The following is a 13732-nucleotide window of genomic DNA, read 5'->3' as shown; positions in this document are numbered from 1 at the left end:
ATGTAATTAGGCAGTTGTTACCGTTAACGTTTCTTTTGCTTGTTGCGGGAAGTCACTAATAATACTGTCTGCACCAAGTTTAAATAAATCAGTCATGTCTTCAATTTTATTGACAGTCCAGACACTAACATGAAGATTCTTAGCTTGGGCTTGTTTAATGTACTGTTTACGGGCCAAAGTTTTGTTTAGGCATAAAAAATCACACCCTAAATTAATGGCTGTTTTTAAACCGTTAGGGTGATGCCATTCTTGAACATACCCCCGCGCAATATCAGGTAGGTGTTTTTGAAAGGCTTTTAATGTACCAATGTGTTTTGAAGTGATGACCACATTATCTTCTAGTTGGTAGGATTTAATTAATTCTAACATTGGCTTAATAAAACCAACCTCTGTACGTTGAGTTTTGATTTCGAACTGCCAATGTTTGACGCTAGGGCAAGCTTTAACCACATCTTCTAAGGTAGGGATGCCTTCATTAATGCCTTTTAATTCCGTTCTCTTTAAATCTTCTGAATGGGACTTGCTGACTAGTAAATCTGTATGTGTGAGACGGTTTAGTTTTTCGTCATGGATTACCATTAACTGGCCATCGCTACTTAAACGAATATCCAATTCAAAGCGATCAATTCCTTGGCTAACAGCAAGTTTGAAGCCCTTTATGCTGTTTTCCATGATGATACCTTTTGCACCGCGATGACCATAGATTTTCATAAAACTTACCTTAGATGATTAATAATATCGATGTACGCGGATACTGGGTAAAAATGGTGTATCTTCTATTTTACGGTCGCTACGTACAGCCCTTGCTCGATTAGTTGGAGGTACAGTATCGGGTGAATTGTGCACCGGTAATGTTTCATTCTTGCTGCACTTTATTAAAATAGGCAAAGAAATATTCATAGCTTGTCGAAGAGGGTGATGGCCGTCTTCATAAAATAAATTTGCCCGCATAGTCGGTGCTAAGTTTTGTACTTTAGCTAAAGGGGTGTTACTTGGTAGTTTCACTAAAGCTGCTAACTGAACTTGTATATGTTTGCTGTCTGTATTTAAACGGCTTAGTGAATCATAAGCTTGTTGAACGGTTATTTTTGTAATACTTCTGCCAGATTGGTACCAATTAAACCCTATTCTTGAGGGGGCTCGCTCTATGATTGGAATTGTTCGCCATGTTTGTTTTAAATGCAAACGGCTTAAGCCTGAGAAATGGAGTTGTTGTTGTACAGACGGGTGTCGCCTTGCTAGTTCACCTTTTAACGATACCCATGATTCTTTATTGTGTTTTTGAAATTTTTGCACACATTCTTTAAATGATTCTTTAAGAGTATTGATATCTTTGGCGTGCTGAAGTACGTGTTCAGGAAGCGCGATAAACCCAAAGCAACTTCGAGTCTCGCGGCCGTCTTGACCATCTTTATACCAAAAGTCTTGTAATACAGAGCAGGCAGACGTCAAGTTGGAGTCATCTTTAGGATTCACTTGATCAACCGCCGGGAGCCAAAAGCCTCGTTGATATGACTTTATATCCGAGGTTAATGCTTGAGTATCCACCACCAGTTTATCAAATATTTGAGTTAGTTCGAGGCTATCCATATTCTTTATACCGTTATCTTTTGGTAAGAATAACTGCTTTTAGCCTATAAATGTAGCTCTACTTTGATATTTAATATTTGATATTTGATATTTTGGGAGTGAACTGCGGTATGTATGTGATTAAACAAATGGCGTTATCAGCATGCGAATGGCTAATACTGTCAGGCAGCCTTTAAATAACAGGATAAATAACGTTTCAGAAACAAATCCCCTCACTGCAGTGCCCATTTTTGAGCCAAATATGGCAACGATTGAGAGGATAATTAACGGAATTGTTTCACTGGAAAGAGTTACCCCCATAAGCATGAATAACAATATTTTAATGAGGTGGCTGGCACTCATAATGACGGCATTACTGGCGACAATTTCGTTTTTATTAAATCCAAGTTTATAAAGTAGGGTGTTTCCTAGTGGGCCAGTGGCTCCAAATAGCATTCCAAGAGCCCCCTGAAATAGGCCTGTTATGAATAGAGGCTTTGGGAGTTTACTGAAATTGACGGGCAGTTTAAGCCAAAGTTGAGTCAGTATGTATATTGCGATAATGGGCTCAATCCAGTGCCAGTTGGCTGTATCAATCATGGGTGTGATTATAGTAGCCCCTAGAAAAGTACCGAATAGAATAGGGGTTATGATGTTCCATTTAATATGAGGAGTCGCTAAGAATGCTCTGCTGGCATTGCTTGAGAGCTGAATGACACTATGAAAGGCTATTAAAAGTGGCAGCTTTAAATATAAGGCAAGTACCGCAAATAATATTAGGCCCCCACCTTGGCCAATAATACCAGCTAGAGTGCTTGTTAGGAGCGCGCAAATAACTAGAAAAATAAAATCTAGCGAGGCGATATCCATAAATACCTTCTTTGATATATGAGAGTTTAGTAATAACGCCTAAGGTTTTTTAGCGTTTCTTAATATACTGATTTTTATAGCAAATCCTATAGATTCTTTGAATTGCATTTATAATCGCAGAAATTGCTTAACCTATTGGTTGAACTATTCTAAATATATAGATAGGAGAGCCTTATGAAATGGTCAGACCTAGGGTTGGCTAAAAAGTTACGTCTACCCATAGCGCTAGTGGGTATTTTGCTATTACTGGTATCTATTCTTCAAATTAATAGTATGCAGGTTATATCTAACGATTTCTCACATATAAATGAAGAATATATTCCAAGTATAGAGCTAGTTTTAAATGCAGATAGGGACTTATATCAAGCTCAGGTTGCTGAGCGAACTATGGCAATGGGTTTGTTAAATGATGATTATTTGAAGGCTCATAGTGAAAATATCCAGCAAGTTGAAGATCGAGTTAAAAAGATTTTAAGCTTGGATGTATCGAAAAAGGTTAAAGAAGAAGCCAAAGTATTCCTGACGTCATTTTCAAACTGGCGGCCTCAAACTCTATCCCTTGTTGATAAGATCCGTAATCAAAGTGTATCAATTGATGAGGCTACTGAGTTAAGTACGGGTAGTTTAGATAATGTATTTGAATCCATGAGGGGTAAGCTTGATATTCTTGGTGAAAGCTTGGGTCAAGAAGCTGCTTCGCTACAAGCCTTAACAGTAGAGGTAAAGTCAGATTCCATGACAAATACGGTTGTGTTAGTGCTAATCGTTTTTATCATAACCACATGTGTTGGTGTGCTATTTCCAAAAATGATAATAGGGCCATTAAATGACCTTTCAGTTGCGTTAAACGAATTGGCCAGCGGTAAAGGAGATTTAACGAAACGCATGCCTGAAATGGGTGAGGATGAAATTGGAAAGCTAGCTCATAGTTTTAATCAATTTTTGACGGGGGTGCAGCAATTAATGACAAATGTGAAAGCTGTATCTCTTGAAATTAACAGTGCCAGTCAGAGTTTAAAAGAAGGCGCTCAAGATAGCGTTTCAAATAGTGAGCAATATGCACACTCTATGGAAATGGTGGCTACGGCCAATAATGAAATGGGTTTGGCGATTCAAGAAGTTTCTAATAATACGCAACAGGTTTCAGAGGAAGCAAAAAATGCTGATTCTACCGCTAAGCAAATTGCCCATGATTTTAGTCGTGCTATGCGTGAGATTGAATCACTGGCAGATAATGTCAGTAATTCAGGGTTGGTTATTCAAGAATTGGTGGAAGAGACTACAAATATTGCATCTGTGCTAGATGTTATTAAGGGTATTGCGGAGCAAACAAATCTATTGGCATTGAATGCTGCAATAGAAGCTGCCCGTGCAGGAGAACAAGGGCGTGGATTTGCCGTGGTAGCAGATGAGGTGCGGACCCTTGCCAGTAAAACCCAACAGTCCACGGGTGATATCAATAATATGATCGAAAACCTCAGAAACGGGGTAAACAAGGCAGTTGAATCTATGAAAGATGGTCAAGAAAAGGCCACTTCTACTGTGGATTATGCTAAAAAGTCTGAAGAGAATCTTAATAATATTTCATCGTCTTTAGTGAGTATTAGTGATCGAATTTTACAGGTGGCCTCTGCAATTGAAGAGCAAACATCCGTTATTGACGAAATTAACTCAAATTTAGAGGGAGTGAATGAATTAAGCCAAGGCGCTAAGCAGAGTGCTGAATCCATTGGTAATGCCGTTCAGGGGCTTAACAAGCAGTCTCAAAGCTTAACCAGTCAAGTATCCAGTTTTATTCTATAAAGCCTCTCAGGCTCATTAAATGAGCCTGATGCCATTGTTTTTATCTATGTCCAACTGTCATATTTCTTTACGTTACTGTTCACAAGGTAGGTGAATGCTTTACTATTAGACATGAATTCTTTTGGGTGTCATTCCCTTCTAGTAATAAGGCTAAATCATGTTAATGCTAGTATCACCAGCAAAAACGTTGGATTACGAAACCCCTGCTCCAATTAATGAACATACATTACCGGATATGCTTGAGCAGTCTCATGCTCTCATTAAAGAATTAAAGCAGCTTACACCTAAGGACGTCGCTAGTTTGATGAAATTGAGCGACAAATTAGCTGATCTCAATGTCTCTCGGTTTCAGCATTGGTCTCTACCATTTACTCAACAGAACGCCAAACAAGCCATTTACGCGTTTAAGGGTGATGTATACACAGGGCTGGATGCATACAACTTTAGTAAATCGGATATGAACTTTGCGCAAAAACATTTGCGAATGCTTTCCGGGCTTTATGGGCTTTTAAGGCCTATGGATTTAATACAGCCATATAGGCTAGAAATGGGAACGAAGTTTGAAAACCACAAAGGTAAAAACCTCTATGAATTTTGGGGGAATCAAATTACAGATAAAATTAATCAAGAACCTAATGGATCGGATGTGATTGTTAACTTAGCGTCCAATGAATATTTTAAGTCAGTTAAAACCAAGCAGTTAAAGGCTAAAATTATTACGCCGGTTTTTAAAGATGAAAAAAATGGGCAATTTAAAATTATTAGTTTTTACGCAAAGAAAGCCCGTGGATTAATGTCAGCATATATTATTAAACAGCGCATTAAAGATGTTGAAAATATAAAGAAATTTGATGTTGACGGATATTATTTCTCCCCAGACCAATCGAATGATTGTGAATGGGTATTTTTAAGAAAAGAACAGAAATAATGAATCATAAATTAAGGAAATGAAAATGAAAATTAGATTTATATATGTAATGGCTTTATTTAGCTTATTAGCTGGGTGTGCAGTAGGCCCACAAACAGTGAATGTTAGCCCAATGTTGGACTTTCAAAATATGAAAGGTGTTAGTGTTCCTGTTGAGCTTGTAGTTGAAGATGAGCGTAACACCCCTGAGGTTCTTGGATATCGAAATGCTAAAAACGAAGGACCTATTACGTTTGATGAATCACTTTCGAAATCTATGGGTGAAGCTATACAGTCAGCTATGTTGGCACAAAATGTAGAAATGGAAAGAAAACCAGAACCTTTATCAAAGGTTAAGGTGAATATTGTAAAGCTTAGATACTCGTCCCCTAACAAAGATTGGGTTAGCCGAGTTGAACTGGAAGGTGAAGTGGTCATTAGCTTGCAGCGTGGATTGGCGAGTATGACCAAGCGTTTTTCTGCCAATCGTTCTCAAGATGTAGCAACAGCGCCTACACAAGAGTTTAATCAGAAATTCCTAAATACGCTGCTAAGTGAGTTATTTAATAAAGCATTTAATGATAAAGAAGTGATTAACTTTCTTAAGTAGGTATGAATGGAATTGATAAATTATTTTGATTCAATATGGTTGGACTATAGTGCGTTTGTTTTTTTTGTATTGATATGGGTGGGGTATAGCTATTTTGCTAAAAAAATGGCAAAGCGTATTCATTGCCTGGCTTCTGTTTTAGATTTGCATAGAGTTTCATGGATGGAGCGAATGATGCTTCGTGAAAATAGAATAGGGGATGCAGCATTACTTGCAAACTTAGAGCGCAATGTAAACTTTATGGCTTCTACAACTGTAATTATAGTGGCAGCTATATTAACGGCATTGTCTTCATCTTCAGATTGGCACTTATTAAAGCAGGTTAGTACTGAGTTTAATCAATATAAGCTAGGCCTTATTCTGTTTATTATGGTGTATGCCTTCTTTTGTTTTACTTGGTCACTGCGCCAATATGGCTTTGGCAGTGTATTGGTTGGAGCCTCACCAATGCCAGATCAGGAGGAGTTTAATGCAAGACAAAGAAAAGAATACGCATATTCGACAGGTAAAATTCTTGATCAAGCAGGGCATGCATTTAATTATGGGTTGAGGGCTTATTATTTTGCCATGGCTTCATTGGCATGGTTCATCCATCCGTTATTGTTTATTATCTCAACATCTATTGTGGTGACGATATTATATCGGCGAGAGTTTACTTCTAAGGCTTTAAAGTTATTGGTAATGGATGCAGATATTTTAGAGGGAAAAATAAAATAAAAAAAACCACGCTTAGCGTGGTTTTTTTTAGGTGGATTATTTTTTAGTTAAAACTTGATTTGTATCGAGTTGGATGAAATCTACTAATATCTCACCACCTTCTATTAATAATGCATCTTCAGTTGCATTCTTTTTCTCGCTATCAGGATTAGGCTCTTCACTTTCATCTTCAGCGTTATCTAATTTATCTAGTAATTTTAACCCCTTTGCTTTTCGACGTTTATTTTCAAGGGCAAGCCGACGAGACTCGTTAGTTAAGCGTTCTTTTTCACGGGTTTCGATATTTAAAGAAATACTTGTGTCATTTCTAAGCTCTTTCAAAAACTCCACTTGTTCGTTTAGATATTCGAAATCTGGATTGTTTGAAATTCGCTTCTCGTGCTGTTCTTTTAGAATAGGAATGCTAGAGCTCAGGTTATTTTGTGGTTTGAATTTTGAGGCTTCAATTTTATCCCAAGGTAATGCCTCTTCCAGTGCGCTCTCGCCAATCTTTTCAATGTCATAAATTTCTGGGTAACTGATGTCAGGGATGACGCCACGATGTTGTGTACTTTCACCACTGACACGATAGAATTTTGCATTGGTGACCTTCATTTGTCCTCTGAAAAGAGGGATTAAAGTTTGAACTGTACCTTTACCAAATGTTTGGCTGCCAACAACTAGACCGCGGCCGTAATCTTGGATTGCTCCTGCAAAAATTTCAGAAGCACTCGCACTTAAGCGGTTTGTTAGAACGACAAGAGGCCCGTTATATAAAACGCTAGGGTCCTGATCTGCTAATACTTGTGTGTGCCCAAAACTATAGTGAACTTGAACCGTCGGCCCTTGAGGGATAAATAATCCAACAAGGTTATTAACCTCGGCTAGTGAGCCACCACCATTATTACGTAAATCAATAATTAAGCCGTCAATATTGTCTTTTTTCAAATCTTCGATTAAACGACTAACGTCACGAGTTGTGCTTCGATAGTTGGGGTCGTTTGCGTTTTTAGCTTCAAAGTCAGCGTAGAACGCAGGAATATCAATGACGCCTAGTTTATAGTCTTTATTTTGTCGTTTAACATCTATGGTTTCACTTTGTGCTGCTCTATCCTCTAACTTTACTTCATCACGAACAATTGAAATTGTCTTATGTTCTTCGGTTTGGCCGCTTCCTGAAATAATGTCCAAGCGAACAGTGCTGTCTTTTGGACCTCGAATCAGGTCGACAACCTCGTCTAAACGCCAGCCGATGACGTCCTTCATTTCTTTATCACCTTGAGCGACACCAATTATTTTATCGCTTGGCTTGAGTTGCCCGGCTTTGGCAGCAGGACCGCCAGTTACAAGGCGCTCAACAATGGTATTTTCATTTTCAGATCTAAGGACAGCTCCAATACCTTGAAGGGAGAGACTCATGTTGATGTTGAAGTTTTCGCTATTGCGAGGGGACATATATTGAGTGTGAGGGTCAAATGTATAGGTGATGGCATTCATATATGACTGGAATGCGTCTTCAGAGTTGATCTGTTTAATTCTGTTTAATTGACTTTCATAGCGACGCTTAAGCAGGCCGGCAATGTCTTCGTCAGCTTTACCTGCTAATTTTAAGTTCAAAACCGTATTTTTAATGCGTTTGCGCCATAATGTGTCTAGTTCCTTTTCAGTTTTTGCCCAGTCGGTAGCTTCTCTGTCGAGTTCAAGTGATTCATCTTTTTTGAAATCAAATTGTTTGATTCCTTTATCTAAAACACCAATTGCAAACGTAAGGCGCTCGATGGCTCTTTGTTCATAGCGATTATAAATCTCGAAAGCAGGAGCAAGATTATTCGTTTTGATGGCTTCATCTAGCTGTTTTTTAAATTTCTCAAATTGCTTGATATCCGCCTGCGTAAAATACGAGCGAGTATTGTCGAGCAGGTCCAAAAACCGGGTATATACCTTTTCAGAGAATTCATTGTTGAGATATTTTCGTGAGTAGTGATGTTGGTATAAATGATGTACAACAGCACGATTAGCAAGTGCGTGTTCTGCTTCAGGCTTTAATAGCGGTATTTCTGGAGTGTTCGAGTGTACAAATGATGTGCAAAGCAGGGTGCTGAGTAATAATAAATGACGAAACATTTATGGGGCTTTCCTTATTAGATGACGCAAGCATATAAAGGGTGAATATTGATATTTATAGCACTTAAACCCAGTTTAATGTGTGCTTTGGCTGATAATAGCCAAAAATAAACCCATATTATCCTAAGCTTTCAGATATTTCATGTTTTACGTTATATCTATGATTCGCTTGAAGGCGAACAGTTCACATGAATATTTATGAGGGGCATAAAAAAAGCCCTAGCAATGCTAGGGCTTCAGGCTCAACAGTTAGTGTTGAACAGGGCTTATTACAAAGAGTAAGTCCCCTTGGTTTACTTGTTGTCCTTCTTCATTTTGAATGCGGACCACTTTGTATTGAGCGTCTGGATCATAAAGTGTATTGCCTTGTGTATTGAACGAGCTTAGGTTCAATGGGCTGAACATCTTCATAGCTTCCATTAGGCACAGGGTCTTAGTAATGGAGATAGTATCACCTTCCTTCACATATGGAGGCTCAGTTGGTGATGGTGCGCTATAGAATATAGAGCTAGCAGGGGCTAACACTTTAAGCTCACTTGAACCTTCGATGCGTAGACTATCGATTGTCATGCTTTGCTTGTCGTCACCGGCACTGGTTGCAATATCTTCAATCAATTGTTTCTGGTCAATACGATTCAAGAATTTAGGAAGGTAATTCGTATCGTAATCGCCATTTACAAAAACATCGTCAGTTAATATACGCTTAAGTAGCGGAATATTGGTACTAACGCCTTGAATAACAACGTCATCAAGGTACGCAAGTAGTTTTTTGATGGTGTCGTTACGATCTTTGCCAAAGCAGATAATTTGCACGACCATGCTATCGTAGAAAGGCGTGACTTCTTTGCCGTCATCGATAGATTTCAGGATCTGAATGTCTTTATTTTCAGGTAATACAAACTTAGTAATCTTACCCGCGTTTGGAATAAACTGAACTTCACCATTTTGTACCGCTGCCTTCTCTGCGTTAATACGCAGCTCCATGGCATAACCTTTCTGTGCAACTTTAAGGTCAGCAATACTTTCTCCACCGGCAATCTTGAACTGCTTGCCCATGATGTCAGTATTTGTGACTAGCTCAGTTACAGGGTGTTCAACCTGTAAACGAGTGTTCATTTCCATGAAGTAAACATCGTTTGCATCTAGGTTATAGATGAATTCAACGGTACCAGCACCAAAGTAATCCACTGCATCAGAAAGTTTTGCAGCGTAATCGTATACCTTTTTCTCTAGGTCCGCTGGTAACATGGTTGAGCCAGATTCTTCAATGATTTTTTGGTTATTACGCTGAACAGAACAGTCACGAAGTCCAAGTACTTTAGTATTGCCCTGACTGTCACGTAGAATTTGTACTTCAATGTGACGTAGAGAGGTTACAAACTTCTCAAGATAAACATCACCACTACCAAAGGCACTGCGAGCCTCGGTTGAGATTTGATGGAATAGCTCATGAATTGTTGACGGTTCATGTACCACTTGGATGCCTTTACCACCACCACCGTGTACGGCTTTTAATAGAACAGGGTAACCAATCTCATCTGCTACTTTGGCTGCCATTGCAGATGTAGTCACGATGCCGTGAGAACCCGGTACAACAGGTACGCCAGAGCTAATAGCGGTATTGATAGCGTTTGATTTATTACCCATGGTTTCCATTGATGAAACGCTAGGGCCAATAAAGTTGATGTCGTGGTTTCCACAGAATGCGGCGAACTGAGAGCTCTCAGATAAGAAGCCAATGCCCGGATGAAGGGAGTCTACTTTCTCAAGCTCAGCAATGCGGATAACACTTTGAGCGTTCAAGTAACTTTCATCAGGAGTGTTACCACCAATACATACCAAGCGTCCGTTTTCATTGAGGTTGTCCGCTGCGGTACTGCTCATATCAGGGTCAGATTGAACTAATACGACATCAATATCATTCTCTTGTGCTTTACGTACCAGTTTTTCGGCAGTACAGCCACGAGCATGAATTAGGATTTTCTTAACTGGGCGGAAAATCTTTTCTTCGTTTTGACTGGCAAGTTCTTTTGCTTCGGCTTTTTCTGGTGTCACATAGCCTTCAAGTATACGACCTAATACTTCATCCACTGTTTTGTTTGCAACAGGGATGGCAGGGTCGATGGCACGAAGTTGGCTATCTAAGTCTTCAACAAAAGGATGTTTAACCAAGTCGGCCATCGAACCATTATTTAATGATAAATAGTTAGAAAGGGTTGCCGTAGATGGCAGATAAGACGGAACAACAATTTGTCCAGCAAAAGGCATGTTGGTGCCAGAGAAGTAGAAACTTTGCACCATCGGGTGTGTTACAAAACTGGCCTGTGCGCCACCAGTACAATCGCCATAACCAAATACAGCAATTGGAAGGTCGTTATCACGAACAAAACGTGTAATACGGTCATTCACTACTGCCATGGAGAATAATGCAGATGCACCTTCTTTTGTCTGCATGCCACCAGAGCTGACGAAGCAGACAATAGGGTAGTTGTGCTTGGAACATTCAACCATTAACTTACAGAATTTTTCAGCAGATGCCATGTCGAATGCACCTGCTTGGAAATCTAGGTTGGAAATAAGAGTACCGACACGGCGGCTTTCATTTCCAATCTTGATAGTACCAAAACCTGTGATGACACCACATGGTGTAATGTTATTGTTTAATGCTTTCTCAATCGCATTTCTGAAACCAGGGAATTGTACTGGATCAGATGTCATAAGGTTGGCGTTAACTTCTTCGAAATCATTAAAGAAGCGGTCAATTATTGCCTGACTACCTGTGGTTTTTTGTTTTTTAACATCGTCTAAAACATCTTGGATTAACAAGTCAAAATAAGCGATTGTTAAACGGTTCCAGAAGTCTTTTTTACGGCCAATGCTATAAGGGTTAATACGACCATTGTATTCAGTGCCATCTTTAGCACCGTAGAATTCAGCCAGTAATTTATCAAAGAAGAAGGTGACGATAACAAACAGGGTGTCACTTAAACGAGGGAAGCTGTGTTTTTTCCACTCTTCTACTTGTTTTAAGAAATCACCACGAGAGCCTGACTCCATGAAGAATTTAAACCAGTTGGCGAATTCTTCTTTATGGTTTTCAGCGATGCTCAAGTTGTTCGTATACTCTAGGCCTTTGTTTAGAAGGTCGGAAACGGCAGTATAAGATAAGCTGTGAGTCTCTTTTGCTTCTTTAGCAATGACACCTAGATTACGAATAACGTAATCATATAACGCGCCAAACATGATTAAGTTTTGGCTGATACTGATAAACTCAGAGCGTAAGTCATCTAAAAGAACGGCGTCTAATACACTTGATTCGCGGCGATTTTTAATTGTATTTTCATCGCTTTTAATGCGAATGTATGGGGCTAACGCATCTTCTAGTGCACGACGATTAGCTTCACTAACACTGCTGGCAACACTATTTAATAATTGCTGTGATAGTGGGCTAAGGTTAATGCTTTCAGTGACTTCTTGAGGAAGTTTATCTGCTTTAATCATGATGTTTAAAGCTTCAGTTAGGCCGCCTAATAATTCATTGGCTGCTTTGCCGCTTTCATGTTTAGCCAGTAATGCTTGCATATCATAGTCTAACGATTTTTGAATATGCTGCGCTAATGCGTGTTCATTATTTTTAATGAATCCAATGATTGCTTCACTGTCTAGTATGTCGTCTTGAGTTAATAAGAAACGGCTTTCTTGATAGTTTTCTAAGTAATCAATTAATTCAACAAAGTTTACGTCGGCATCAGACTTCCAGCGATTAAATAAATATAACCCTAACGAGAAACTGAAATCCTGTTTTGCTTTAATATAGTTATCTTCTGGCTCACCAAAAAATAAGCGAGAGATGGAGCCACGTGAATCACTACGTTCTTCAGCTTTTTGGGTGTAGTTTTTCCAAAGTTTGTATAAGTCTTCGTCGTAACGGATTTTATCTGGTGCTTGAAGCCATTTTTGAAACTTCTTACGTTTTTCTTCTTCATTGCGCTCGTTCAACTTACCTTGAGGTACTTCAACTTCAGCAAGACGGCTATAAGTACCAGAGCTTGTAGAAGAAATACGTCTGCGCAATGTTAGGTAGCGCATGTAACGGTAAGTCATGCGGAATAAATTGTGATGCTCTGTTGCAGTTGTTGCGATGTTTAAGTTTGAATCGTTTTCTAAGGCAACCAATTTATCGGAAGGGTTCAAGTAGCGCTCTACACTTCGCTTGTAGTGGTCCATTAAATAAGGGTTTTCACGAGCAAACGCTTCGGATCCCTTTTCAATACCTTCAATGGAGCTTGTAATTGCAAGTGATAAGTTTTGTAGCTTGTCAATTCGATCGCCAGGGGCGTAATCGATGATACCGTCAATGACGTTACGTAGCTGAAGCTCATATGCAGATACACCTACGTACTTAGCACATTCCTGCCAAGATAGGTTGTATTTACGTGCGATGCTAGCTAGGCCTTGTGGTTGAATGGTGTTGAAAATACCATCACGTACAGATAATAAAATGTTGGTTGAGGCAAGAGGGATGGCACCACCAGAATAACCGGCGCCAAGAATGATGCCCACTGTTGGGATATCGATATTGGACATTTCAGCGATTAAGCGTGAAATGCTGTGTGCTTGGTTGTCTAGGTTAGCTTGTTCGTTTGCATCGGCCCCTGGTGTGTCAATGAACGTAATAACTGGCGTAGCGTGTTTTGCAAATTTACGTAAAGACTCAACGGCTTGCTGGTGGTGTTCTGGTAACCATGCACCATTACGTTCAGCACGGTTTTGACCAATTACACCAACACGGCGAAATTTGTTGTTGAAGTCTAGCTCGACTTCGGCAACGTATAGAGGGCCGTAATCGTTTTCGCTAATAAAACGATGGGTCAATTTGTGTACAATTTGCTTGGCATTTAAGCGTTGGCTAGATTCGCTTGGCGATACGACTTCTTTTATATAGCTATCTAGGTCTAACTCTTTAAATGCGGCGCTTTTGTCTTCCACTTGTTGTTGGCTTAGTAGGCCCTTAACAACAGAAGTGGCTTGGCTGTCCTCATGCTCTGGGAACAGCGAGAAATCTTGGCTAAGTTTTTCTGCTATTTGAAATAGCTGATCAGTTTCAAACTGCGACATATCTATTGGCACTTTTTTAATTGGTTATTAGGTAA

At 39.4% G+C, this 13732-nt stretch carries 9 protein-coding genes; 4 read left to right on the top strand and 5 right to left on the bottom strand.

From position 1 onward, the window contains the following. Nucleotides 1-6: 6 nt before the first annotated feature. The 3 genes from ABWV45_RS01735 to ABWV45_RS01725 form a co-directional block, all read right to left on the bottom strand. Nucleotides 7-711 carry a glycerophosphodiester phosphodiesterase gene (locus ABWV45_RS01735; protein WP_353348054.1) on the bottom strand — a complete coding sequence of 235 codons (705 nt, stop codon included), beginning with the start codon at nt 709-711 and terminating at the stop codon, nt 7-9. Between the two features lie 18 nt (nt 712-729). After that, nucleotides 730-1590, bottom strand: coding sequence for a DNA replication terminus site-binding protein (locus tag ABWV45_RS01730; protein WP_353348052.1), 861 nt, complete (start codon nt 1588-1590; stop codon nt 730-732). A gap of 120 nt (nt 1591-1710) precedes the next feature. Continuing rightward, nucleotides 1711-2439, bottom strand: a complete 729-nt coding sequence (locus ABWV45_RS01725; protein WP_353348050.1) for a TSUP family transporter — start codon at nt 2437-2439, stop codon at nt 1711-1713. Between the two features lie 174 nt (nt 2440-2613). On the opposite strand from ABWV45_RS01725, the gene ABWV45_RS01720 reads away from it, so the two are divergent. From ABWV45_RS01720 to ABWV45_RS01705, 4 genes are all read left to right on the top strand, one after another. Beyond that, complete coding sequence (locus tag ABWV45_RS01720; RefSeq protein ID WP_353348048.1) at nt 2614-4242, top strand: methyl-accepting chemotaxis protein; 1629 nt, start codon at nt 2614-2616, stop codon at nt 4240-4242. Between the two features lie 157 nt (nt 4243-4399). Next, nucleotides 4400-5170, top strand: a complete 771-nt coding sequence (gene yaaA, locus ABWV45_RS01715) for a peroxide stress protein YaaA (RefSeq protein WP_353348046.1) — start codon at nt 4400-4402, stop codon at nt 5168-5170. 25 nt (nt 5171-5195) lie between these two features. Further along, a complete protein-coding gene (locus tag ABWV45_RS01710) occupies nt 5196-5759 on the top strand; it encodes a YajG family lipoprotein (RefSeq protein WP_353348044.1) in 564 nt (187 codons plus the stop codon). A 6-nt stretch (nt 5760-5765) separates the two neighbouring features. Next, nucleotides 5766-6476, top strand: a complete 711-nt coding sequence (locus ABWV45_RS01705) for a DUF599 domain-containing protein (protein WP_353348042.1) — start codon at nt 5766-5768, stop codon at nt 6474-6476. Between the two features lie 36 nt (nt 6477-6512). On the opposite strand, the gene ABWV45_RS01700 is transcribed toward ABWV45_RS01705, so the two are convergent. Both ABWV45_RS01700 and ABWV45_RS01695 read right to left on the bottom strand, forming a co-directional pair. Next, on the bottom strand, nt 6513-8579 hold the full coding sequence (locus ABWV45_RS01700) for a carboxy terminal-processing peptidase (protein WP_353348040.1): 2067 nt from the start codon (nt 8577-8579) through the stop codon (nt 6513-6515). Between the two features lie 249 nt (nt 8580-8828). Next, nucleotides 8829-13697, bottom strand: coding sequence for an ATP-binding protein (locus ABWV45_RS01695; protein WP_353348038.1), 4869 nt, complete (start codon nt 13695-13697; stop codon nt 8829-8831). Between the last annotated feature and the right edge of the window lie 35 nt (nt 13698-13732).

The sequence above is a fragment of the Oceaniserpentilla sp. 4NH20-0058 genome (genome assembly GCF_040371755.1).
Classification (GTDB): domain Bacteria; phylum Pseudomonadota; class Gammaproteobacteria; order Pseudomonadales; family Oceanobacteraceae; genus Bermanella.
Note: the sequence above shows the minus strand (reverse complement) of the source record. Positions and strands in the feature narration are given on the sequence as shown.